The sequence below is a fragment of the Glycomyces buryatensis genome (assembly GCF_004912275.1).
Taxonomy (GTDB): Bacteria; Actinomycetota; Actinomycetes; order Mycobacteriales; family Micromonosporaceae; genus Glycomyces; species Glycomyces buryatensis.
Genome location: NZ_STGY01000083.1, coordinates 103,713 through 126,837, shown reverse-complemented (window position 1 = coordinate 126,837; position 23,125 = coordinate 103,713). Strand labels below are relative to the sequence as shown.

Here is a 23,125-nt window from a genome sequence, read left to right as displayed (position 1 = left end):
CGGCGCGCCGGTGACAGACGAGGGGACCGCAACTGCCGTCGACCTGTCACCGGAGGACCCGTGTCCGACCGTTCCTTCTCTTCCCGCCACATCGGCACCAGCGCCGCCGACCGCGACGCGATGCTCAAGGCCGTGGGCCAACCCAGTATCGAGGCGCTCATGGACGCCTGTATGCCCGCGCTGATCCGCTCGTCCGATTCGCTCGCGCTGCCCGCGGCGGTGTCGGAGACCGAGGCGCAGGCCGAGCTGCGTGCGATCGCCGAGTCCAATCGGCCGATGCGTTCGATGATCGGCCTGGGCTACCACGGCACCCACACCCCGGCGGTGATCCGTCGGGGTGTCCTGGAGAACCCCTCTTGGTACACCGCTTATACGCCGTATCAGGCCGAGATCAGCCAGGGCCGGCTTGAGGCGCTGCTGAATTTCCAGACCGTGATCGCGGACCTGACGGGGCTGCCGGTGGCGGGCGCGAGCCTGCTCGACGAGGCGAGTGCGGCGGCCGAGGCGATGCTGCTGGCGCGCCGGGCCGCCTCGCGCGGGGCCTCCGATGTGTTCGTGGTGGATTCGCGGGTGCTGCCGCAGACCCTCGCGGTGCTGCGGACTCGGGCCGAGCCGCTCGGCATCGATCTGGTCGTCACCGACTGCGGGGACGAGACGAATCTGCCCGAGTCGATGTTCGGGATGTTGTTGCAGTACCCAGGCGTTGACGGCGCGATCCTCGACTGGTCCGAGGCCATGGCGGCCGCGCATGAGCGCGGCGCGAAGGTCGCGGTGGCGGCCGACGTCCTGGCGCTCGTGCTGTTGCGCGCGCCGGGGGAGTTCGGTGCGGACATCGTGGTCGGTTCGACCCAGCGGCTCGGCATGCCGATGGGCTTCGGCGGTCCGCACGCGGGGTACATGTCGGTCCGTGAGGAGCTCAAGCGCCAGCTGCCCGGCCGGCTGGTCGGCGTCTCGCGCGACTCGTCCGGGGCTCCGGCGCTGCGGCTCGCGTTGCAGGCGCGGGAGCAGCACATCCGGCGGGAGCGTGCGACGAGCAATATCTGTACCGCCCAGGTGCTTCCGGCGGTCATGGCGGCGTCGTACGCGGTGTGGCACGGCCCCGAGGGGCTGCGCCGGATCGCCGAGGACACCGCGGAGAAGGCGGCCCGGCTCGCGGCCTCGCTGCGCGGGTCCGGGATCGACGTGGCGGGGGATTCGTGCTTCGACACGGTGGTGGCCCGGATGCCGGGCCATGCCGACACGGTCGTCGCCGAGGCCGCGGCCATCGGGATCAACCTGCGGCGGGTGGACGCCGACACGGTGGCCGTCGCGTGCGACGAGACCACGACCGAGGCGGACCTGCGAATCGTCTGCGACGCCTTCGGGGCGCGGCTCGCCGGCGCGACCGCTGCGGCGATTCCGGTGTCGCTGCGGCGTGAGGACGCGATCTTGACGCATCCGGTGTTCTCTTCGCATCATTCGGAGACGGCGATGATGCGTTATCTGAAGCGTCTCGCCGATGTGGATTATGGACTTGATCGGGGCATGATTCCGTTGGGGTCGTGCACGATGAAGTTGAATGCGGCGGCGGAGATGGAGCCGATCACGTGGCCGGAGTTCGCGGATGTGCACCCGCTCGCTCCCCGGGAACAGACCGCGGGTTGGCGGCGTTTGATCGAGCAGCTCGAGGGCTGGCTGGCGGACGTGTGCGGCTATGCGGCCGTTTCGGTGCAGCCCAATGCGGGTTCCCAGGGTGAGTTGGCGGGGCTGCTGGCCATCCAGGCGTGGCAGTCCGATCGCGGGGAGGCGGGCCGTGATGTGTGCCTGATTCCGGCGTCGGCGCATGGCACGAATGCGGCGTCGGCGGTCCTGGCCGGCATGCGCGTGGTGGTCGTCGCCTGCGATGAGGCCGGCAATGTCGACTTGGCGGACTTGGACGCGAAGATCGCGGCCAATGCCGATTCCCTGGCGGCGCTGATGGTCACGTATCCGTCGACGCACGGCGTGTACGAGGAGTCCATCGTGGAGGTGTGCGGGAAGGTCCATGACGCGGGCGGGCAGGTGTACGTCGACGGGGCGAACCTGAACGCATTGCTGGGATGGGCGAAGCCGGGCCGGTTCGGGGCGGACGTCTCGCACCTGAATCTGCACAAGACGTTCTGTATTCCGCACGGCGGTGGCGGTCCGGGCGTGGGTCCGGTGGCCGTGGCCGAGCACCTGGCGCCGTATCTGCCTTCCGACCCCATGGCCGAGGCGCCGGGCGCGGTCGGGCCGGTCTCCCAGGCCCGCTGGGGTAGTGCCGGCATCCTCCAGATTCCGTGGATGTACCTGCGGATGATGGGGCCCGACGGCGTCACCGCGGCGACCGCGTCCGCCGTGCTGGCGGCGAACTACATTGCCGCGCGCCTTCGCGAGTCGTATCCGGTGCTGTACGCGGGAGAGCAGGGCCTGGTCGCGCACGAGTGCATCCTCGACCTGCGCGAGCTCACCCAGCGGACGGGCGTGACGGTCGAGGATGTGGCGAAGCGGCTCATCGACTACGGCTTCCACGCCCCGACGATGTCGTTCCCGGTGGCCGGGACGCTCATGGTCGAGCCGACGGAGTCCGAGGACCTGGCCGAATTGGACCGGTTCTGCGAGGCGATGATCGCGATCCGGGCGGAGATCGACCAGGTCGGGGCTGGTGTCCTGCCGGTGGAGGAGTCGGCGCTTCGCCTGGCGCCGCACACCGCCGCGGTGGTGACGGGCGACGAGTGGGACCGGGCGTATTCCCGCACCGAGGCGGCCTGGCCTGCCGGAGTGTCAACGGCGAAGTACTGGCCGCCGGTGGGCCGGATCGACAATGCCTGGGGGGATCGGAACCTGGCGTGCACGTGCCCGCCGTTGGACGCCTATACCGGTTGAGGTTCGCTCTGGTTCGGATGACCGGTGAGTAGGGCTCGTCTGCGTGGGCGTGGACGGGCTCTACACTGGCTGCCGACGCATCCCCCAGGAGTGAGCAGATGGTTTTCGGTACCGCGCGCGCCGTGAAGTCCCACCGGCTGGGTCGGCGACGCAAGAAGGGCGGGTCGCGGCTGCCCATTGCGCCGTGGATCATGATCACGCTGGTGTGCGTGCTGGTCGCGTCGGCGTTGACGGCCGGATTCGTGACATTGATCCGTTCGGGGTGCGGTTCGGATGTGTGGCGGGTGACCGTGGCCGCGTCGCCGAGTCTGGCCGGGGCGCTGGATGATCTGGCACGGGAGTGGGAGTCGCAGGACCCGAAGGTCGACGGCCAGTGCGTGGGCGTCAGTGTCTCGGAGGTTTCGTCGTCCGATGCCTCGCGCGGCCTGACGGGGCAGTGGAACGAGAAGACGCTCGACACGGAGCCGATCGCGTGGGCGACCGATTCGCAGGCGTGGATCGACTGGGTCGGCGGCAGTGAAGTCACGGCCGGGTATTTCCAGGCCGATCCGGTGGTGCTGGGTGAGTCGAAACCGGTGTTGGCGGTCGCGGAGTCGACGGCCGAGAGTCTGGGTTGGGTCGGTGGGGAGCCGCCGTCGTGGAGCGACGTGCTCGACGCTGCCGCCGCGGGGGACTTGACCATGGCCGCGGCGAACCCGCGCACCTCGACCGAGGGCCTGGTGACGATGCTCAATGCCGTGGGTGACGGTGAGGGCGGGATCGATCCGAGTGCGATGAGCCGTTTCGGTGAGGCCATCGACGCCGGCATGTCCGCCGAGAACGCCGAGACGCTGGTTGACGAGATCCTCGCCTCCGAGGACCCGGCCCTGACCGGAAAGGCCTTCACCACGCTCGACTTCCAGGTCGAGGACATCAATCTGGATGCGGGCTTGGAAGAGGACCCTCTGATCCCGATTACACCCGCCGGCAGCGGGTTCAATGCCGTCTCCACCTACCAGGTACTCGACGGGACCGGTTGGGTCTCGCCGGGCGACGGGAAGGTCGCTACGCAGTTCGGCGCTTTCCTGGAGTCCGCCGAGGCGCAGGAGGAACTGGCCGGCGCTGATCTGAGCCCGGTCGATGACGCGGCCGCGGCGTCCATCAGCGGCGAGACCGTGCATGAGGCGGTGCGGGCCTGGCAGGCACTGCGTCGCGACCTCAATGTGCTGTTCGTGGTCGACCGGTCCACGGACGGGACTGCGGGCGGCGACGTCGCAGGGGCGGAGCTGGCGACGGTGGCGGCGACCGTGGAGCAATTGGCGTCGACGTCGCAGGCGGGGCTGTGGGCGTTCGGCGACGGGGCGACCGAGGACAATTGGGAGTCATTGGCGCCGCTGGCGGAGTTGTCGGATGACAATAGATCGGAGATGGCGTCGGCGATTTCGAACCTGGGGGACCAGGCGTTGTACGAGGGCGGGTCGCCGCTGTTCAAGGCGGTGACGGATGCGTACACGTTCATGGCCGAGCATGCGGTCGAGGGTGCGGATAACGTTGTGGTCGTGTTGACTGCTGGTGGGACGGATTCGGTGAGTTCGCCGTCGATCGATGAGACGGTGGACGACCTGGCTGATGCGTCGGGTTCGCTGTCGGAGCCGGTTTCGGTGGTCACGGTCGGTTTCGATGCCGCGGATGCGGACAATCTGACGCGGATCGCGGAGGCGACGCAGGGCTGGTATATCGAGGCGCCCGCCGACGGCGGGGTGCTGGATCAGATCCGGTCGATGGGGTGAGATTCGGGACGGTCGCGGCGGCCCCTCCGGGAATGCCCGCAGGGTGCCGGGGGCGGTTGGTGGAGGTCGACCGGTTCGAATGGCGTCTGGGCGACGGCGGTGACCCGGCCGAGCTCGTGGCGGACTTCTGTGCCCTGTACGCGGAGCCGCATACCGACACTGACGGTTCGATCTGCGGCGTTGCCGTACTCGTTTCGGCGGCGGCCGGTGCGGTCATGGTCGGCGGCGCCACCGGAGCGCACACCCCGATAGCGGCCGTCCCGGATGTAGCGCTGGTGGCCTTCCGCCACGGCCCCGAACGCGCCCCTGCCCCGCCCGGGGAGTTCGGTGTGGGGGCCTGGAGCCGGTCGTGGTCGGGGGCCGATCACGCCAAGGCGGTGATGGCGGTGCAGGAGGCCATCGGGCGCGGTGAGGTCTATCAGGCTTGCGTCGTGGGGCACCGCAGTGCGCCGTGGCACGGCGATGCGGCCCGGGCGGCTGCGGCGGTGTGCGGTATCGAGGGCGCGGCGTGGGGCGGGGTTCTGGCGGGCGAGGACTGGATGGTCGCAACCGGTTCGGGTGAGTGTTTCCTCGAATCGGACGGCACCACGGCGTCCACCTATCCCATCAAGGGCACCGCGCCGGCAACCGATGCGGGCCTGGCGGAGCTGGCCGCTTCGGTGAAGGAACGCGCCGAACACGTCATGATCGTCGATCTCGAGCGCAACGACCTCGCTCGCGTCGCCGTCCCCGGCACCGTGACCGTCCCCAAGCTGTTCCGGCTGCGACGTTGGGCCGACCTGTGGGAGGCCGAATCCCAGGTCTCTTGCCGGCTCGCCTCCGATACGGGCATGGACGAGCTGCTGCGGGCGATGTGCCCGCCCGGTTCGGTCACCGGCACCCCGAAACTGGCGATGCTCGACATCGTCGCCGCGCTGGAGCCGGTCGGGCGCGGCCCCGCCATGGGCGGCTTCGGCTACTTTTCGGGCGGCCGGTTGCGCCTGGGCGTGTCGATCCGGACGGTCGCCTTCGACGCCGAACGGGTCCACGTATGGGCCGGCGGCGGCATCACGTGGCGCTCGGACCCGGGCGCGGAAGTGGCCGAAGCCGAGGCGAAAGCCGCCGGTGTCGTTCGGGCCCTAACGGATGCGTGAGGTCTTCCAGATCGCGATCGTCTGCTCCTTCGCGGCCTCGCGCAGGTCGTCGGGCCATTCGGCGCGGTAGAGCCGCAGCCGGGGCGTGGTGGAATCGAGTTCGACCACGCATCCGAGCGCCATGGGCGGATCGGGGTGGACACGGCGGAGCCAGGCAGTGCCAGTGCTGCTGTCGTCCCCGCTGACTTGAATGGTGCGATGCTCCAATTGGAACTGTCCTAGGATTTTCGGCTCGCTCATGCCCCGGGTCCTCACCGTTTTGCTGTTCCCACCGATACAGGCCCAGCCCCGAGTTGATGTCAGCACCTCTGGCGAACCTGAGGTCAATCTTTCCCGCCTGCTCATAGCGATGTCAATACCCTGCTTGATACCTCGGGGGTGAATGCGCGCCCGATGACCAGGGCGGACCGGGTGGTGTCGGGTTGTGGTCTGCTGTGCGGATCGGACAAAAGCGGCCGAGGCCCTGTGTCAGACTCCTGATGTGAGTGATGATGCGGATTTCCAACAGATCGCCGATGCGGCCTTCGATCTGGCTCGGCAAGGCGAGACCGACCGTCTTCTGGCGTTTGTGGACGGCGGAGTCCCCATCGATTTGGTGAACGGGTCGGGCGATTCGTTGCTCATGCTCGCGGCCTATCACGGGCACGCCGACACCGTCCGGGCCCTGCTCGGCCGAGGCGCCGAAGTCGACAAACGCAACGACCGCGACCAGTCGCCATTGGCCGGCGCGGTCTTCAAGGACTTCGGTGAGGTCGTGACCGTCCTGCTCGCCCACGGCGCCGACCCCGACATCGGCACCCCCTCGGCCCGGCAGATCGCGGCCATGTTCGACCGCGACGCCTTCAAGGACGGCTAGGCCTGCCAGCGCGGTGTGGTTGCTTGTGGTTTCGGGCTTTTAGAGCGCTCGCATGCCTTCGGGGAGGCGTCCCCATGCGTGGAGGTCTCTGAGGTGTGTGTCGAGGATGTCGGCGAAGGCGCTGGCGGCTTTTGTCAGTGGTGTTTCGGCGCGGGAGGCGAGGGTGATGGTGCGGCTGGCTCCGGGTGGGGCGATCGGTGTGGCGCGGAGGCCTGGGGTGGCGGCGGCGATCATTGCCGGTAGGAGTGCGATGCCGAGTCCGGCTTCGACGAGTGAGGCGACGCCGTCGGTGGCGCCGCCGTCGACGCTCACGATCGGGGTGAATCCGGCTGCGCGGCATGCTTCGATGGTGATGTTGCGCAGGTCGTAGCCGTGTGCGGGTAGGACGAATGCTTGTTCTCTGAGTTGTGGGAGTCCGATGTAGGCCTGGCGGGTCAGTGGCGGCAGGTGTGCCGCGGAGGCGACGGCGAGGGCTTCGCGCAGGAGCGGGGTGACTGTCAGGCCGGTGCCGGGGCCTCGTTCGCCGATGGTGAAGGCCAGGTCGAGGTCGCCGGCGGCGAGCCGCTCGGTCAGTGGCCCGGAGCCGTCCTCGGTGATCGAGACCCGTACGCCCGGGTGGGCTTCGCGGTAGCGGATCAGTAGGGGTGCGATGAGCCAGGAGCATAGTGATGGGGTGGCGCCGAGTCGTAGTCGTCCGGCGCGTATGGCGAGGACGTCGTCGATGTCGGTGTGTGCGGCTTCGTGGGCGGCGGTGATGCGTCGTGCGTGGGGTAGCAGTGTCCGTCCGGTGTCGGTGAGTTCGATTCGGCCGCGGGTGCGTGTGAGGAGGGTGGCGCCGAGTTCTGTTTCGAGTGCGGCGATCTGCTTGCTCAGTGATGGTTGCGTCACACCGAGGTTTTCGGCTGCTTGGGTGAAATGCCGTGTTTCTGCGACGGTGATGAATGCGGTGAGCTGCTGCGGGCGCATGTTCATAACGTATCGGCATGGAAAGTCGCTTGGCCATGCATTGGACTCGTGATGCGTATCGCGTCTAGCGTTGGGCACCGTGTCTACCGCAGTGCAGCCGCGCAAAGCCGCGCCACCCAAGCCCCAGAGCCGATTGCGCTCATCCATCGGCCTGAAGATCGTCATGGCCGTCTCCGGCATCCTGTTGGTGGGGTTCATCATCGCCCACATGGCCGGCAACCTCCACGTCTTCGAGGGCCGCGAGGAGATGAACGCCTACGCCCACGGTCTGCGGACGTTCGGCGAGCCCCTGCTGCCTCACGAATCGCTCCTGTGGGTGATGCGGATCGGCCTCATTGCCGCCGTCGCCGCCCACATCTGGTCCGCGATCGTCCTCACCCACCGCGCCATTCACGCCCGGCCCGTGCGCTACGCCTCGAAGAAGCCCGCCAAGGGCGAGTCGCGTCATGCCGTGGCCACGATGCGCTGGGGTGCGGTCGTCATCGTCCTCTTCGTGATCTGGCACCTGCTCGACCTGACCTGGCGCACCGTCAATCCCGTCAAGGACGTCCCCGACGCCTATGGCGCCGTGGTGGCGACGTTCGACCCTTCGCGCTGGCCGGTCACCGTCTTCTATCTCCTGGCTCTGGTCGCCCTCGGATTCCACCTGCGCCATGGCGTCTGGTCGGCCGTGCAGACCATTGCCGGGCCGAACACCGCCTGGCGAGGTCGCACGCAGGCGATCGCGTTGGGTCTGGCCGTCATCGTCGTCGCCGGGTTCGCGATCGTGCCCCTGGCCGTCACCTTCGGACTGGTGAGCTGAACATGAATCAAGCAAGCGAATTCTTCACTGTCGGCGAGGCCGTCGCCGACGCCAAGGCCCCGGCCGGGCCGATCGCCGAACGCTGGGAGCAGCGGCGCTTCTCCGGGAGACTGGTCAACCCGTCGAACCGGCGCAAGCTCCGCGTCATCGTCGTCGGCACCGGCCTCGCCGGCGCCTCCGCGGCCGCCACGCTCGGCGAGCTCGGCTACCGGGTCTCGAACTACTGCTTCCAGGACTCGCCGCGCCGCGCCCACTCCATTGCCGCGCAGGGCGGGATCAATGCCGCCAAGAACTACCGCAATGACGGCGACAGCGTGCACCGGCTGTTCTACGACACCGTCAAGGGCGGCGACTTCCGCAGCCGCGAGTCGAATGTGCACCGCCTCGCCGAGGTCTCGACCGAGATCATCGACCAGTGCGTGGCCCAGGGTGTCCCGTTCGCCCGTGAGTACGGTGGCCTGCTGGACAACCGGTCCTTCGGCGGCGCCCAGGTGAGCCGGACGTTCTACGCCCGCGGCCAGACCGGCCAGCAGCTGCTGCTGGGCGCCTACCAGGCGCTGGAGCGCCAGGTCGGCGCCGGCGCCGTCGAGTTGCACACCCGCCACGAAATGCTCGAACTGGTGGTCGTCGAGGGCAAGGCCCGCGGCATTGTCGTGCGCGACATGGTCACTGGCGACATCTCCACTGAGATGGCCGACGCGGTCGTGCTCGCGACCGGCGGCTACGGCAACGTGTTCTTCCTGTCGACCAATGCCAAGGGCTGCAACGTCACCGCCTCTTGGCGGGCCCACCGCCAGGGCGCGTACTTCGCCAACCCCTGCTACACGCAGATCCACCCGACCTGCATTCCGCAGTCGGGGGAACACCAGTCCAAGCTCACCCTCATGTCCGAGTCGCTGCGCAATGACGGCCGCGTCTGGGTGCCGAAGGAGCGGGGCGACGACCGTGAACCGGCCGACATTCCCGAAGCCGACCGCGACTACTACCTCGAGCGCCGCTACCCGGCGTTCGGGAACCTCGTGCCCCGCGACATCGCTTCCCGTGCCGCCAAGGCCGTGTGCGATGAAGGGCGCGGCGTCGGCCCCGGCGGGCTCGGTGTCTACCTCGACTTCGCCGACGCCATCGGCCGCCTCGGCGAGCCCGCGGTGAAAGCCAAATACGGCAACCTGTTTGACATGTACGAACGGATCACCGGCGAGAACCCGTACGAGCGGCCCATGCGCATCTACCCGGCGGTGCACTACACCATGGGCGGACTGTGGGTCGACTACGACCTGTCCTCGAACATCCCGGGCCTGTTCGTCACCGGCGAAGCGAACTTCTCCGACCACGGCGCCAACCGCCTCGGCGCCTCGGCGCTCATGCAGGGCCTGTCGGACGGCTACTTCGTTTTGCCCAACACCATCTCCGACTACCTCGCCGACGGCCCCTTCGAGCCCGTCCCCGACACCCATGAGGAAGTCGTCGCCGCCCGCAAGGCCGTGGACGAGCGCATCGCGTTCTTCCTCGGCAACGACGGCGACCGCACGGTCGACTCCTTCCACCGCGAACTGGGCAAGATCATGTGGGAGTACTGCGGCATGGAACGGTCCGAGGAGGGCCTGACCAAGGCCATCGGCCTGGTGCGGGACCTCAAGGACGAGTTCTGGAAGCGGGTCAAGGTCACCGGCAAGGCCGAGGAACTCAACCAGCAGCTGGAGAAGGCCGGCCGGGTCGCCGACTTCTTCGAACTCGCCGAGCTGATGTGCATCGACGCGCTCCACCGCACCGAATCGTGCGGCGGGCACTTCCGCGCCGAATCCCAGACCGACGACGGCGAAGCCAAGCGCGACGACGAGAACTTCTCCTACGTCGCCGCCTGGGAGTACGCCACCGAAGCGCCTGTCCTGCACCGCGAAGCGCTCGAATTCGAATACGTCAAGCCCACCCAACGGAGCTACAAGTGAAATTCAGCTTGCGAATCTGGCGCCAGCCCAGCGCCGACGCCGAAGGCCGCATGGTCACCTACGTCCTCGACGACATCTCCGAGGACGCCTCGTTCCTGGAAATGCTCGACGTGCTCAACGAGCAGCTCATCGCCGAAGGCGAAGACCCGGTCGCGTTCGACCACGACTGCCGTGAAGGCATCTGCGGGGCCTGCTCCCTGGTCATCGACGGCCAGCCGCACGGCCCGCAGGCCGCGACCACGACCTGCCAGCTCCACATGCGCAAATTCAAAGACGGCGACCTCATCGACATCGAGCCGTGGCGCGCCGGGGCCTTCCCCGTCGTGCGCGACCTCGTCGTCGACCGCACCGCCTTCGACCGCATCATCCAGGCCGGCGGCTACATCTCCGCGCCGACCGGGACCGCCCCCGAGGCCCACTCGGTGCCGGTGCCGAAGCAGGACGCCGACGCGGCCTTCACCGCCGCGGCGTGCATCGGCTGCGGCGCCTGTGTGGCGGCCTGCCCCAACGGGTCCGGCATGCTCTTCATGGCCGCCAAGGTCGCCCACCTGGGCCTCATGCCGCAGGGCCAGCCCGAACGGCACACGCGCGTGCTCGGCATGGTCGCCGAACACGACGCCTCCGGCTTCGGCGGCTGCACCAACGCAGGCGAATGCTCGGCCGCGTGCCCGAAGGAAATCGGTCTCGACGTCATCGGACAGCTCAACCGAGACTTCCGCAAGGCCGCCGTCCGCGCCGCCTAGCGCCACAACCGAAACGCGGCCCCCGGCATAGCCGGGGGCCGCATCGTTCTCATCCCCGCGTGAGCAGGGAACACCTCATTAGGACAGGCCGCGCTGCATTCGCCCGTCGGCTCATCCTCACCTCGGTGAGGAACAAGTGTGGCCCCCGGCTTCGCCGGGGGCCACTGGTGCATTTGCAACCCCGCGTGAGCGGGGAGACCTTCACCGAGGGCCGGCGGCAGTGCGCGCGCCGCCGGACAGCTGCCTGCGTGTGCAGGTATCCGCTCCCACCCGAACCAACGAGCCTCACCCCACCCGAGTCACGGCCCCAGACTATGACTCGCGTCTCCCCTGCCTCGGCTCGCTCCCGCAAGAGCGCCATCAGCTCCTCGTCCACGACCGCCGAGGCGGCCGTGGCAGGGCGCGGCTTGCGCCGCGGATCAGGCCGCTGCGCGGCCTGCTTGCTAGGCTTATCAGCCTTGACCTGCTGAGACTTCTTCGCTTCGATGTTCACGGTGGTCACCGTAGGTCCCCTCCGGACCAGTTACACCGTTATCGGAATAGTCCCGGCTTGGCGGCCAATCTCAGTGCCGCGATGACGCGGTATGCGCGGGTCCGTCTTTGAACAAGCGGAGGGCCGCGATCGTGGCGGCTGGTACTAAGCCGTGTCCGGGCGGGTGCGTCGCGATGTATTGACGGGCACGGGCTATGAGGCCGTTCCGGTCGTCGGCGGCGTGGCGGGAGACGAGTCGTGCGACGAGGTCGTCCAGGACGACTGCCAGGTCTTCGGCGAGGGGTCCGGTGGGGCCGACGGCGTCGGTGAGGTCCAGGAGCATGGCGAGCCATACCGGGCCGTGGTCGCGGAAGTTCAGTCGCAGGCCCCGCTCGCCTTGGCGGTCGGCCGCATCCAGGAGGTAATGGACTTCGGTGGCCAGGCGCCATGACAGGCCGGCGTGGGAGAAGCGGAGTGAAGCGACGGCACCGGCCGTGGCGTGGAGCGTGATCGCGGCCAGGGCGGGGTCGCACCGGGCGCTGACGGCGGGTGGAGCGTCAGGTGCGGCAGGGTCGGGGCAGAGTCGCTCGATCAGGGGCGCGTCGGCGTAGACGCCGAGGCGTCCGGCGGTGTGGAGGGCCGCGCGCAGTGTCAGCGCGGCCGGGGCGGGGTCGGAGGTGCCTTCGTCGGGGAAGTGCCGGGCGAGGCGGTCGGCGGCCGCTGCGGCCAGGCGATGGCGTCCCGCGCCGGTGTGAAGCCCGACGGCCAATGCGAGGACGCTGCGGAGGCGGGTGCGAGCCTCGGCGCCGTCGAGTCCGGGTCCGGGGCCGGCCATGAGCATGCGGGCGGCCTGGTCGGCGGCACCGACGGCCAGGTCGGGGTCGGCCGCGACGGCGAGGATCCGGGCATTGCGGGCGAGCGCGCAGGCGAGGTCGATGAAGGCGGCGTCGGTGGGGCGGGTGTTGTCATCGAAGGACCTGATGGCCGAGTCGGCAAGAGTGACCGCGGAGATGAGCCGTCCACAGCGCAAGTGTGCCTCGGCGAGATCGAGCTGCAGGGCGGTGAGGAGGTGGGGCGGGGTGTCGAGACCGGTGAGGAGATCGAGGGATTCGGCCAGAGCGGCTTCGGCGGCAGTGTGGGAGCCGGTGGCGGCGTCGGAGCGGGCAGTGAGGGCGAGGAGGTCGGCCAGATCGGCGATGACGCCGGTGTCGTCAGGGTGAATGGTGAGCCAGGCACGATATTCGGCGGCAGTGAGAGCGAAGATGGCCAGCGCGGGGCCGTGATTGCCGGCCTGCGCCAGCCGCGCCGCGTCCCGGTGGGTTCTCCGGGCGTGACGCTTGTTGGGCATTTGCGGACTCCTCGGCGGCAGGGGTCGGAGTGGCCCGGCGGGCGATGGTGACGGTGTGGCAGTGCCGGGTTCCTCATGGTAATCCCGTGCCGGAGATGAGCGACCGGGGGCCGGGGGTCAGTCGATGACGATGCGTGTCGGGCGGGCGTGATCGAGGAAGCGATCGTGGGAGATTTCCCAGCCATAGGCGCCGGCATTGGCGAACAGGAGCCGGTCGCCGGTGGCGATCGTGTCGACGTTCTGCCCGGTGTTGAGGACATCGCGGGGCGTGCACAGTTCGCCGCAGACGCGCACTTGCGTGTTCGATGCCTCGGGACGGCCGGGACCGCGCAGGACCGTGAAGGGATGGGAGTAGCCCCACGCGGCGGGGAGGCGGAAGTGGTGGGTGCCGCCGCGGATGATCGCGAACACCTGCCCGGCAACGGTTTTGACGTCGACCACGTCGGCCACGTACCAGCCGGCGGCCTGCGCGAGGTAGCGTCCGGGCTCGAAGACGAGCTCGATGCCGGTGGTGTCGAGGCCCTCGAGACCGGCCGCCAGAGCGCCCAAGTCGATGGTCTCGCCTCTGGGGTCGGCGCCGAGACCGCCGCCGACATTGACGTACCGCAGGTCCAGGCGGTTGGATCTGGCGGTCTGACGCGACCAGGCGAGCGCGGAGCGGACGTGCCCGATGTAGGCGGCGGCGTCGAGACAGTTGGAGACGGCGTGGAGGTGGAAGCCGGCCACATCGAGGCCGAGGGCGCGGGCGCGGTCGAGCGCGGCGGCAACGTCGACGGGGTCAATGCCGAAGGGCGTAGGGGTGCCGGTCATCTGATGCGTGCCCGGCAGTGCCGGTCCGCGGTTGACGCGCAGGGCGACCGGGCCGGTGAAGCCGGCCGCGGCGAGGCCGTCGAGCTGGCGGACGCTTTCGGCGTGAACGACTACCGGCACCGGTGGGGCGGCCGCTGCGGCGAAGTCGGCGGCCGTTTTGGCCGGACCGGAGAATGCCAGGCGCCGCGCCCCTGCCCCTGCGGCGGCGTTGAGTTCTCCGGTGGAGGCGCATTCGATACCGTCGGCGGCCTCGGTGGCGGCGGCGAGGATCGCGGGATCGGCGCAGGCCTTCATCGCGTACAGGATCGTGGACGGCGCCAAGGCTTCACGGAGCCGTGCCAGGCGTTCACGGAACCTGGTGGGGGAGTAGATCCAGGCGCTGGCCGGGGACCGGAGGGCGGCCAGGGCGTCGTGCAGGTCGGTCACGGGCGGCCTTTCGCGAGTGGATTGTCCACGGTGGTCTCGATTTCGCGGCCCGGGTGCAGGCGCATCGTCAGCAGGGCCTTGGTGGGGACCTGGTCGGCCAGGTAGTAGTCGCGGTCGGCCGCGGGCAGGTCGAGGCCGGCGATGAGGTCGGCCAGGTCCGCCCAGTACGCGGCCGTATCCAGGCCCAGGTCGCGTTCGAGGACGCCTGCGAGCGCGGCGAGATGGTTCTGAAAGAGCGTGTAGGCGACTTTGGAGCGGACCTGATCCATATCGCGTGCGGCGACGGGCGAGTCCGGGGGCAGGGTCAGATCGAACGGGACGGTGGGGGTGTGGATGCGGGCGCCGCCCAGGTCGCGGGTGATCGGCCGAACCGGGACCGGGCCGCGGAACGCCATGAGGCTGTTCTGCAGATGCGCTTCCAGCCCGATCCCCAAGCGGGCCTTGCCCAACACCGGCCCGGTGAACAGTGCCGTGTAATCGCGGATCCAGGCGTCCGCATTGCCCGACCAGTCGGCGTACTCCGCGGCGAGACTGATCCCGGTGACCGGCGAGGTCGCCGCCAGCGCGGTCGATGGGACGCAGACGGCGCCGGCGGGGGTGACATCGGCGAGTGAGGATCGGGCGAGCGCGGTCAGGTCGCGTGAACCCGGCAGCCACACCCCGGAGGTGTCGGCGAGGATCCGATGCTCGGTTTCGGTGCCGCATGCGTGGAGGCGGTCGAGGTAGGTGGCGAGGGCCGGGCCGAGGAGGGCGGTGGTGGGGGAGATGTCGCGCCTGGTGGAGGTGATGTGGATGCCGAGGGCGAGTTTGAGGTAGCCGGGGGCGGTGTGTCCGGCGAGGGTGCGGATCGCGGCGGTGGGCCAGGCCGGGATCGTCTCCTCCAGCAGCCGCAGCCGCCCGGAAGTGAACAGGTCCTGGTGCGTCGGGAGGATGCGGTGTTCGAGTTGCCAGGGATGGACCGGGACGACGGGGGCGGCCAGGTCGAGGCCGGCGAGCATGGGGTGGGTGCGCAGGTCGGCGCCGGAGGTGGCGAGGACGCCTGCGGTGTCGGCGATGAGGCGAATGTGGACCGGCCGGGTCGCCTCCAGGTCGAAGCGTTCGAAATCGGGGATGTCCCAGCCGATCCTGGTGCGCGCGCACGGGTGGAGTTGGTGGCCTTCGGTCGCAAGTGTCTCCAGCAGCCTGGCGGTGCGGTCGGATGCGGCCGTGCAGGCGGCGATGAGGCGGGCGAGGCTGGAAGCGCCGGTGCGTTGTGCGAGTGCGGCCAGGTGCCGGGAGCGGGCCGAGGCGCGGGGGCCCGCGATGGCCAGGCCGGTTTCGGCGCTGGCGAGTTCGGCGGCGAGATGTTCGGGGGCCGGGGCGCCCAGGATCGCTTCAAGGACTGCTACGGGGGTCAGGTCGGGTGCGGTGGTGACATCGAGCTGGCTGAAGGGTCCTTCATTGCTGGCGAAGGCGAAGGACTGCTCGGTGTCGCGGATGCCGGCGAGGTTTTCCCTCCAGGCGGCGGCGAGGGTCTTCGCGGTCAGGTTCATAGCGGGGCTAGGGGGTTGGGGGCGGTCACCCAGATGTCTTTGGTGGGGTTGTCGGCCAGGCGCATCGCCGTGGTGGCCTTGAGCGGCCAGTCCGCTTTGAGGACGGCGTCGGCGAGGTCCCCCGGGGCGCAGGCCTGCCGCGCGGCGTCGGCGACCGGCGCCCACCACTGGCCCGGGTCGGTGCCGGTCCAGGTCGCGAGTGCGTCGACCAGAGCGGTCAATGTCGTCGGGAACAGCGCTGCGATGAGTTTGCGGGTCCGCTCTGGGCCGTCGTCGGTTTGCAGGTCTCCGGCGAGTTGGGGCCAGCCGGTGCGGGGGAGACGGATGCCGCCGAAGTCGCGGTACATCAGCGAATCCGGGCGGTCGCCTTTGCAGATCACGAGGCTGTTCTGGCCGTGGGCTTCCAGGGCGATCCCGGTGCGGTCGAGCAGCCGCAGCGGGGCCATCAATACCGGCACCAGTGCCTGCCACCAGCGGTCGAGGTCGTCTCCGGCGAGGGCGGCGGCGATCGGGCGTCCGGTGGCCGAGTCCGCTGGCCGAGGCGGACTCGGCCAGCGCGGCGAGGGGGACGACATGGTCTTTGGTCAGCAGGTGCGGGGCGGGGCGGACGATCGCCGCCAGATGCGACTGCCCCTGCCCGTCCGGGCCCGGGGCGATGGCGGATCGTTCGCGGACGACGGTGATGCCGTACTTCGCGGCGAGGGCCGGGAGTTCTCGCGAGAGGATGCGGCCGTTGTGGACGGCTGCGGGTGAGACGTGGCGGATCGCCGAGGTCAGTTGCAGGTCCACGGCCAGTTTGATGTGGAGGTCGCCGGCCGAGACCGTCCGCAGGCTCATCAGGGGTGCGGCGCCGGTGAACACCCGGTCGGGGTCGGTCAGTCCGTATCGGGTGGCCTGCCAGGGGTGGACCGGCAGCTGCTCGGTCTTGCCGCAGAACGAGAGCCAGAAGGTGCTCTCGTCGAGGCCGGGAATCCGGTAGAGGGCCAGGTCGAAGCGGGGCGCGTGTTCGGGTGCGTAGGCGCGGATCTCGTCGTCGGTGAGGCCGCCTCTGGTGCGCGAGAGCGGGTGCGTGGGGTGTCCGGTGATGACGGCCTGCTCGAACCAGACGGTCCGGTCGTAGTGGGCCGCGGCGGCGGCCGCCCACAGGTCGTTCGGGTGGGGGCGGGCGGCCGCAAGCGCGAGCGCCATCCCGTGCACGGCCGTCTCGATTTCGGATCGGAACCGGTCGGCGTGCGGTGATCCGGCGCTGATCGCGGCGGCGATCTCGACGGCCGAGGCGCCGGTGCCGGGCGCGCTGCCTGAGGCGGGCAGCGGTTCGTTTCGGGCCGCCGCGGCCAAGCGGGCGGCGACGATGGCGTCAGCCGTGCGGACGTGGGTGTGGTTCATCGCCTAGCACTGTACTGGTGTTCGCGTGTGTGCTCCAGGTGCGTTTGCTCACCGCTCCCGCATGCAACGCTTGCGGGAGCGGCTGGGCCGCAACGCTTCTCAGGCCCTGACGGCGGGCGTGGGGAGCCCGGTTCGCTGGACCGGGACGGCGGCCAGGCGCAGCCGCAGGGACTGGAGGACGGGCAGGTCGTAATAGGAGCCGCCGGCGGCGAGCCACAGGCCGATGTCGGCCGCGGCTTGGGTGACGGCGGCGTCGTGGACGGCCGCGTGTTCGCCGGCGCGGGGGGTCTCGGGCAGGGTCGGCCACAGCACCCAGCCTTGGACGTGGGCGTCGGGCACGGCCTTCGCGAGGGCCGTGACGGCGTCGGGCAGACAGGCCGCGTCGACGTCGCCGGTCTCGCGTCCGACCGGTGCGCACAGGACGGCGATGCGGTCGCCGCACACGATCGCGTGGGGGATGCGCGATTCGTCGTGAGCGGGCAGGGCGACGAACAGGCGGGAGGCCGGCAGGTTCGACAGGACCTCGCGCAGGAGCTTCCCGGTGGGGCGGTCGGCGCGCGGGCGGGTCCCGGCGGGGCCGAATGCGTTGTAGTCGCGCAGGGCGGCACCGACCGAGCGGCGGAGCGTGGCGGCCCAGCGGGCGCGCCGCGCCGGCCACATCAGGGCCGATCCGCTCAAAGCGAAGACGGCGAGCCACCAGCCCATCGCGGAGCCGGGGCCGGCCGTCCAGATTGCGGCGGCCGCGAACAGTCCGGCGGCGATGAGGCGTCCGGCCGGGACGGGCGGTTCGGTCTCGTCGCGGCGGGAGCGGAAGCGTGTGACCTGGCCGAGCACGATGATGGCGCCGGCGAGGACCAGTGGGATCGACAGGGCCCGGATCGGCAGGGGCGCGTTCGTGGCCAGGGCGGCGGCGCAGAACGCGAGTCCGGCGATCACCCAGACGGCGGCGAGGGCGGCCAGGATGGTCAGCTCGATCCACAGTGAGGGCCGGGCGATGGGCCGGGCGCGGCGAAGCCGCGCATGCCAGGGAACCGAGACGAGCGCGCCCGGTAGGTCCGGCGCGGGCGAGGGTGCGGGGGCCCTTTGGGGTCCGACGTTCCAGCTGCGGACTTTGCGGTGGGACGGGCGCGAGGCCTCGCGCCCGTAGCGGCGGGCGGCCCGCTTGCCGAAACGCAGCAGATCGTATTCGCGCCTGTGTCCGGGGTGGGAGAGGATCTCCCACGCCGTCTGTACTTTATGGAATTCGGCTTGGTCGCCGCCTCGGTCGGGGTGGGTCTGACGCAGGCGGGCCCGGTAGGCCGCTTGGATCTCGGACCTCGGAGCCTGTGGGCTCACCCCGAGGACGCGGTAGTGGTCTGGTTCGTTCACCACTCGGCTCCCGGTAGGTCGTTCGGGGACTAAGCGGCGCCCGCCGAGGGGGGATCGGGCGTCGCGGTCGACGGTAATGGAGCCAATCTACCGCCGCTTCGCCCTTTTTGGTGCCGCGCGGTCCGAGAATTTCACGCCACGGTGATCGCAATACTGTGGAGGCCGGTGGCGCCGTTGGGTTTGACCCCCGTGACGTCACTGGTCTGGATGTTCCCGTCCCCGTCGGTCGCACGCACCGTCAGCGAATGGTCGCCCGAATCGGCTTCCCAATCGAATCGCCATTGCCGCCAGGTGTCACCGGAGGGCACTTCGGACAACTCGCATTCGGTCCATTCGCCATCATCGATCTGAAGATGGACGGCGCTGATGCCCCGATGCTGCGCCCAGGCGACACCCGCGACCGTCACCGTCCCCGAGTCGGCCTTCGAACGGGGCGTGTCGATGCGCGAGGCGGTCTTGATCGGCCCCGGGCCGTCCCAGCCGCGCTGGATCCAGTACGGGTCGTAGGCGCCGAACGTCGTCAACTCCAGTTCGGTGACCCATTTCGTCGCCGAGACGTACCCGTACAGGCCGGGGATGATCAACCGGGCCGGCCAGCCGTGGTCGACCGGCAGCGGCACGCCGTTCATCCCGACCGCGACGAGCGCGTCGCGGCCGTCGAAGACCAGATCGGTGGGCGAACCGGCGGTGAAACCGTCGACCGATCGGGACACGAGCTGGTCCGCGGCCGGGTCGGGGCCCGACTCGGCCAACAGATCGGCCAGGGACACGCCCAGCCAGCGGGCATTGCCGACCAGTTCGCCGCCGACCGGGTTGGACACGCAGCACAAGGTGATGTCCCGCTCGATCAGCTCGCGGCCCAACAGATCGTCGAAGGAGTAGGTGCGCTCGGTGTCGACCATGCCGCGCACCGTGAGCGACCAGGTGTCCACATCGACCGCGGGTGTGGTGATGGCCGTGTCGATGCGGTAGAAGTCCGCGTTCGGCGTCTGCCACGGCGACAGGCCCCCCACGTCCAGATCGGCCGCGCCCGGATCGGGGGCCGGGACGTCGGCATCGGGCAGGGTCAGCGCGTCACGGTCGGCCTCGGCCGAAGCCGGGCCGAACCGCCGCACCAGCAGCGACCCGGCCAAAGCGGCGGCGCCGACACCGGCGACCGCCGCGAGGAACCAGCGGCGTCCGGTCACTGTCGCAGTCCGGCCCCGACCGGACCACCACGCCAGCACCGATAGGGCGATCGCTCCGGCGAGCAGCGAAGGCAGCGCCGCGGCCAGGCTCAAGCCCGGCCGGGTGGCCGCGGCACCGGCGCCGGCCAGCGCGAGGACGGCGATGATCGCGGCCGCGGCCGGCGGGCGCTTTCGCCACGCCAGCCCGGCGAGGGCGGCGACGGCGATCAGGCCGGCGGCGAGACCGGCGAGGAGGAGGGGTTTGTCGGCGGTTCCGAACGTCTCGATCGCCCACGCCGTGACCGCCGGCGGCATGGCGGCGATGACGACGTCGCTGATGGCCGACAGGGGTGCGGCGCGCGGCTCGGTGACCGCGGCGATCAGGTGGGCGGCGGCGATGCCGGCGAGGCTCGCGGCGATGCCGGCCCCGGCCCAGGCGCGAGGCGATGCGGGATGGCTCTTCGGTGTCTCCACCTCTCCATCATGGCGCCGCCGCGCCCTGTACCGCCCGGTGCGGCGCTTACACTTCGCTTACATTCATCCTTGCCAGAAGCGGGCGAGGGCTTGCGCGGCCGGGTCGTCGATGTCGTCGATGGCGTACTCGGAGGCGTCGACGGTGTTCATCCACGGCTGGTCCTCGGCCGTGCCGAGCGCATCCAGGTCGACCCACGGGTAGCCGTCGACCGGTTCGGGCACGTCGATGTCGAGCTCGGGCGGGAACGAGGCCGGGTTGTCGGCGTCGGCGACGAGCATGTCCTCATACGTTGCCGCATACGCCGGTTCGGCGCCCGCGTTCTCGGCCTCGGGCTCTTCGACGTTCTCGTCGAGGTCGGCCTCGATGTCGAGGCCCGCTTCGAGCCCGTCGTCGAGGTCGGTTTCGTCGGTGGCGTCGTCGAAGGCGAACAGGTCATCGCCGCCGTCGCCGTCGCCTTCGTCGAAGCCGCCGAAGTCGCTCGGTCCCTCGTCGGTTCCGTCGAGGGCGCCGCCGGGGTCGAAGTCGTCGCCGTCGCCCGCGTCGAACTGATCGAACTCATCCATCGGTGTCCTCCTCGCCCGGCACGAGCGTGCGGGCCTTCGCCAGCACTTCGTCCAGCTGTTTGACCTTCTGAGCCATCGAGTCGCGGCGCTGCTTGAGCGCGGCCTGCTTCTTGGCCCGGGCGGCCTGGTCGGCCTTCGCGGCCGATTCGGCCGCGGAGATGCGGGCATCGTATTCGGTGCCGCGCCGCTCCAGGGCGTCATCGAGGGTCGTGTTGAACACGAACTCGACCTCGGTGAAGCGGAAGCCGATCTCCTCGTTGAGGTTGGCGCGGGCTTCGGCGATCACCCGTTGGATCCACTGCTTGGCGGCCTGGCGGTCGCCGGCGATCTTGCGGCGGTACAGCAGGAACGCGGCGGCGCCGATGCCGACGCCGATGCCGGTGAACGACAGTGCGAGCGCGCCGATGCCGCCAAGGGCGCCCAGGCCGATGGCGCCGGCGCCGATCGACACCGCCCGTCCGGCCATCATGGCCACACCGGCGGAGGAGGCGACGAGCATCGCCCCGTCGGCGTTGGCGTCGCGGCGGGCCCGGCCCGACGCGGCCGCGCGCAGTCCGGCGTTGATCTGGCCGGTGGCCTGGTTCAGCTCCTCCTCGTTGAACACCTGCCGGAGCACGCGTTCGGCCAGGAGCACGAACCGGTGGTGCAACTCGCCCGAGAGGCGGGCGGCGATGGCCTGCAGGGCGATCTCGACGCGTTCGGGCATCGCCTCCAGGTCGGATTTGGAGGCCTTCTCGACCTCGTCGAGGAGCGCTTCCTCAAGTTCCTGCAGGTGGGTGCGGAGCCGGCCTTGCGATTCGATCTTGGCGCGCTGGGTCTCTACCCTGAGCGCCAGGTTCGCCTTCTTGGTCTCGGACCGTTTGGTCGACAGGACCTGCTTCTTCTCTTCCTTGATGCGGTCGGCCGCGGCCGGGTCGGGGTCGTAGGCCTTCATGTCCTCCTGCGCGGACTTGGCGAGCCGGGCGAACTCGGTGCGGGCGGCCCGCACGACGTTCGCCGCGACCAGGGCCTTCCCGGCCGAGCCGACGCGCACCAGCGCCCGCTGCAGCTTGCCGATCCCGGACTCCTTGGCCAGGGCCTGGCGGGTGGGGCCAGAAGAGGCGAGGGCGTGCTCGGCGAGCATCGCCGAGACCGGGAAGTGCGGGGCGTGGCGGAACCGCGGCGCGTGGGCCTCGATCAGGGCCCGGTTCTCCTCCAGGACCGTCCGCCACCCCGGATACGTGTCGGTCTTGGTCAAAGCGAAGACGACGAAGTTGACGCGGCGGGAGGCCTCGGACAGAAAGTCCAGTTCGGTCTTGGCCATCGGCGAGGACGAGTCGGTGACCATGATCAGGCACGTCGCCCGGGAGACCGCTTCGAGGGCGATCTGGGCGTGGTCGGGGTCGAGACCGCCCGTCCCGGGCGTGTCCACGATCGACAAGTGTTTGAGCAGCGGCGCGGGCTGGCCGACGAGCATTCGCTTGGGCGGGAGCATCCCCGGCGGCAGCGTGCCCAGGCGTGTCGCCCAGTTGCGCAGGTCGCCGGTGCCCAGCAGCATCGGGTCGGCCGCTCCCGGCTGCCAGGCGCGGACTGACGCCTGCTCGGCGTGGGCGAACTCCAGATAGGCGGTGGTGGCGACGGCGGCGTCGACCGGCGACAAGCCCGGCGTCCCCAACAAGGCGTTCACCAAAGAGGACTTGCCGCGCTTGGTCTCGCCGACGATCACGGCGACGGGCTTGTCGGGCTGCCAGCGCGCGACCTCGTCCACTTCGGCCGCCGCTTTGGCGTCGACGGAGCGGAGGGAGGCGGTGCCGGCCTTGGCGGCCTTGGCGCACAGTTTGTGGATCTGCGCGGCCGGGTTGGGTTTCGCGGCGGCTTTCTTCGCGGGTGCGGCGGCGGGCGCTTCGGTGGTCATGCGCGCACCTGCCCGCGGTAGACGGCCACGACCGGGTGGCGCAGGAGGCGGCCGCGGTCGGTGTAGCCGGGGATCTCGGTGCGGGCGACGAGGCCGTCTTCGGCGGCGGAGCGGGCGGCGACGGTCGAGCCGGCTTCGTGGACGGCCGGGTCGAAGCGTTGCCCGGTGGCGTCGACGGGGGCGACGCCGACTCTCCCGAAGGCCTGGTCGAGGTGCTGCGCCAACGCTGGGGACGTGGCGCGGTCCCGCATCCAGATGCAGGCCTCGACGAGGGCGGTGCGGTCGGTGAGGGCTTGGGCGCCGCGGGCGCCGTCGGCGAGTTGGGCGACCGGGATCGGTCCCGAGCCGGGGCCCATCGCCGGTGGCGCCGAGGCGGGCGGCGCCATGACCGGGGTTTGCGCCAGGGGTGCGGTGATCGACCGGCCTGAGAGGGCGGCGACGGCGGCGGCGATGACGACCGAGCCGGCCGCGACGGCCAGCGTCACCGGATCGAAACCGCCGGTGAGGAACACGGCGCCCAGGCCGGCCACGGCAAGGCCGACCAGTGCCCCGACCAGGGGCCCGCCGAGTCGATTCGTCACAATGTT

The 23,125-nt window shown here is 70.2% G+C and carries 18 protein-coding genes and 1 pseudogene; 7 read left to right on the top strand and 12 right to left on the bottom strand.

The window, feature by feature from the left end; translation table 11 throughout:
- Positions 1 to 60 precede the first annotated feature (60 nt).
- The 3 genes from gcvP (at position 61) to FAB82_RS25400 (ending at position 5,785) form a co-directional block, all read left to right on the top strand.
- Positions 61 to 2,883, top strand: a complete 2,823-nt coding sequence (gene gcvP, locus FAB82_RS25410) for an aminomethyl-transferring glycine dehydrogenase (protein ID WP_136537362.1) — start codon at positions 61 to 63, stop codon at positions 2,881 to 2,883.
- A 209-nt stretch (positions 2,884 to 3,092) separates the two neighbouring features.
- Positions 3,093 to 4,652, top strand: a complete 1,560-nt coding sequence (locus tag FAB82_RS25405; protein WP_168801768.1) for a VWA domain-containing protein — start codon at positions 3,093 to 3,095, stop codon at positions 4,650 to 4,652.
- Between the two features lie 32 nt (positions 4,653 to 4,684).
- Positions 4,685 to 5,785 carry a chorismate-binding protein gene (locus FAB82_RS25400; protein ID WP_136537577.1) on the top strand — a complete coding sequence of 367 codons (1,101 nt, stop codon included), beginning with the start codon at positions 4,685 to 4,687 and terminating at the stop codon, positions 5,783 to 5,785.
- Here FAB82_RS25400 and FAB82_RS25395 read toward each other — a convergent pair.
- Positions 5,771 to 6,025 (bottom strand): hypothetical protein, encoded by a 255-nt coding sequence (locus FAB82_RS25395; protein WP_136537360.1) that lies wholly within the window; start codon positions 6,023 to 6,025, stop codon positions 5,771 to 5,773. The two genes, FAB82_RS25400 and FAB82_RS25395, sit on opposite strands and share 15 nt — an antisense overlap.
- Before the next feature lie 241 nt (positions 6,026 to 6,266).
- Here FAB82_RS25395 and FAB82_RS25390 point away from each other — a divergent pair, with 241 nt between their 5' ends.
- Complete coding sequence (locus FAB82_RS25390) at positions 6,267 to 6,641, top strand: ankyrin repeat domain-containing protein (RefSeq protein ID WP_136537359.1); 375 nt, start codon at positions 6,267 to 6,269, stop codon at positions 6,639 to 6,641.
- Positions 6,642 to 6,680: 39 nt separating this feature from the next.
- On the opposite strand, the gene FAB82_RS25385 is transcribed toward FAB82_RS25390, so the two are convergent.
- Positions 6,681 to 7,607 carry a LysR family transcriptional regulator gene (locus FAB82_RS25385; RefSeq protein ID WP_136537358.1) on the bottom strand — a complete coding sequence of 309 codons (927 nt, stop codon included), beginning with the start codon at positions 7,605 to 7,607 and terminating at the stop codon, positions 6,681 to 6,683.
- 79 nt (positions 7,608 to 7,686) lie between these two features.
- Between FAB82_RS25385 and FAB82_RS25380 the strand changes: the two genes are divergently transcribed.
- Genes FAB82_RS25380 through FAB82_RS25370 form a run of 3 tightly spaced genes read left to right on the top strand, consistent with a single transcriptional unit; the run spans position 7,687 to position 11,098 of the window.
- Positions 7,687 to 8,409 carry a succinate dehydrogenase cytochrome b subunit gene (locus tag FAB82_RS25380; protein ID WP_211116857.1) on the top strand — a complete coding sequence of 241 codons (723 nt, stop codon included), beginning with the start codon at positions 7,687 to 7,689 and terminating at the stop codon, positions 8,407 to 8,409.
- A 2-nt stretch (positions 8,410 to 8,411) separates the two neighbouring features.
- Complete coding sequence (locus tag FAB82_RS25375) at positions 8,412 to 10,355, top strand: fumarate reductase/succinate dehydrogenase flavoprotein subunit (protein WP_136537357.1); 1,944 nt, start codon at positions 8,412 to 8,414, stop codon at positions 10,353 to 10,355.
- A complete protein-coding gene (locus tag FAB82_RS25370) occupies positions 10,352 to 11,098 on the top strand; it encodes a succinate dehydrogenase/fumarate reductase iron-sulfur subunit (protein ID WP_136537356.1) in 747 nt (248 codons plus the stop codon). Before FAB82_RS25375 ends, FAB82_RS25370 begins: the two co-directional genes overlap by 4 nt.
- A 563-nt stretch (positions 11,099 to 11,661) precedes the next feature.
- Here FAB82_RS25370 and FAB82_RS25365 read toward each other — a convergent pair.
- From FAB82_RS25365 to FAB82_RS25330, 10 genes and pseudogenes are all read right to left on the bottom strand, one after another.
- Positions 11,662 to 12,918: a hypothetical protein gene (locus FAB82_RS25365; RefSeq protein WP_136537355.1), complete on the bottom strand. Its 1,257-nt coding sequence runs from the start codon at positions 12,916 to 12,918 to the stop codon at positions 11,662 to 11,664.
- 117 nt (positions 12,919 to 13,035) lie between these two features.
- Positions 13,036 to 14,154, bottom strand: a complete 1,119-nt coding sequence (locus FAB82_RS25360) for a type III PLP-dependent enzyme domain-containing protein (protein ID WP_211116856.1) — start codon at positions 14,152 to 14,154, stop codon at positions 13,036 to 13,038.
- Positions 14,151 to 15,686: an IucA/IucC family protein gene (locus FAB82_RS28235; RefSeq protein WP_246039834.1), complete on the bottom strand. Its 1,536-nt coding sequence runs from the start codon at positions 15,684 to 15,686 to the stop codon at positions 14,151 to 14,153. The genes FAB82_RS25360 and FAB82_RS28235 overlap by 4 nt, the downstream gene beginning before the upstream one ends.
- Positions 15,683 to 16,261, bottom strand: coding sequence for an IucA/IucC family C-terminal-domain containing protein (locus FAB82_RS28230; RefSeq protein ID WP_246039832.1), 579 nt, complete (start codon positions 16,259 to 16,261; stop codon positions 15,683 to 15,685). The genes FAB82_RS28235 and FAB82_RS28230 overlap by 4 nt, the downstream gene beginning before the upstream one ends.
- A 34-nt stretch (positions 16,262 to 16,295) precedes the next feature.
- Positions 16,296 to 16,874: pseudogene (locus FAB82_RS28965) on the bottom strand (IucA/IucC family protein); the annotation flags it as partial.
- Positions 16,875 to 17,171: 297 nt separating this feature from the next.
- On the bottom strand, positions 17,172 to 18,440 hold the full coding sequence (locus FAB82_RS25350; protein WP_136537353.1) for a J domain-containing protein: 1,269 nt from the start codon (positions 18,438 to 18,440) through the stop codon (positions 17,172 to 17,174).
- Positions 18,441 to 18,571: 131 nt separating this feature from the next.
- Positions 18,572 to 20,080: a molybdopterin-dependent oxidoreductase gene (locus FAB82_RS25345; RefSeq protein ID WP_136537352.1), complete on the bottom strand. Its 1,509-nt coding sequence runs from the start codon at positions 20,078 to 20,080 to the stop codon at positions 18,572 to 18,574.
- Between the two features lie 63 nt (positions 20,081 to 20,143).
- Positions 20,144 to 20,644: a hypothetical protein gene (locus tag FAB82_RS25340; RefSeq protein ID WP_136537351.1), complete on the bottom strand. Its 501-nt coding sequence runs from the start codon at positions 20,642 to 20,644 to the stop codon at positions 20,144 to 20,146.
- Entirely contained in the window at positions 20,637 to 22,538 is a 1,902-nt protein-coding gene (locus tag FAB82_RS25335; protein WP_136537350.1) for a dynamin family protein, read from the bottom strand. Before FAB82_RS25335 ends, FAB82_RS25340 begins: the two co-directional genes overlap by 8 nt.
- The gene (locus FAB82_RS25330) at positions 22,535 to 23,119 is read right to left on the bottom strand and encodes a nucleotide exchange factor GrpE (RefSeq protein ID WP_136537349.1); all 585 of its coding nucleotides are present in this window, start codon (positions 23,117 to 23,119) and stop codon (positions 22,535 to 22,537) included. Before FAB82_RS25330 ends, FAB82_RS25335 begins: the two co-directional genes overlap by 4 nt.
- Positions 23,120 to 23,125 lie beyond the last annotated feature (6 nt).